Source organism: Cellulomonas sp. P4_A2, from assembly GCF_056402515.1.
Genome location: NZ_JBFUHG010000087.1, coordinates 1 through 495, shown reverse-complemented (window position 1 = coordinate 495; position 495 = coordinate 1). Strand labels below are relative to the sequence as shown.

General features: G+C 66.7%; 1 protein-coding gene and 1 pseudogene. Both read left to right on the top strand.

Annotation, left to right across the window (positions count from 1 at the left end):
• Window positions 1–253, top strand: a 253-nt coding sequence (locus AC1DUE_RS20215; RefSeq protein ID WP_477041196.1) for an acyl-CoA dehydrogenase family protein, incomplete at its 5' end; no start/stop codon positions are given.
• Window positions 254–288: 35 nt separating this feature from the next.
• Window positions 289–495: pseudogene (locus tag AC1DUE_RS20210) on the top strand (acetyl-CoA C-acyltransferase); the annotation flags it as partial.

Sequence of the window (495 nt, the reverse complement as noted above, 5' to 3'; positions counted from 1 at the left end):
GACCTTCATCGACCGGTGCATCGTCGACCACTCGAACGGCGAACTCGATGCCGTACACGCCTCGATGGCCAAGTGGTGGGCCACCGAACTGCAGAAGCGCGTCGCCGACCGCTGCCTCCAGCTCCACGGCGGCTACGGCTACATGACGGAATACCGGGTCGCCAAGGCGTTCACCGACGGCCGCATCCAGACCATCTACGGCGGAACGACCGAGATCATGAAGGAGATCATCGGCCGCTCGCTGCTCGCCTGACCCCGACGATCGACCACCCCCGAAAGGCTGCTGTCTTGAGTACCGAAGCATTTGTCTACGACGCGATCCGCACCCCGCGCGGCCGCGGCAAGGCCAATGGCGCCCTGCACGGCACCAAGCCGATCGACCTCGTCGTCGGCCTCATCCACGAAATCCGCAACCGCTTCCCCGGCCTCGACCCGGCCGCCATCGACGACATCGTCCTCGGCGTGGTCAGCCCGCTCGGCGACCAGGGCTCCGAC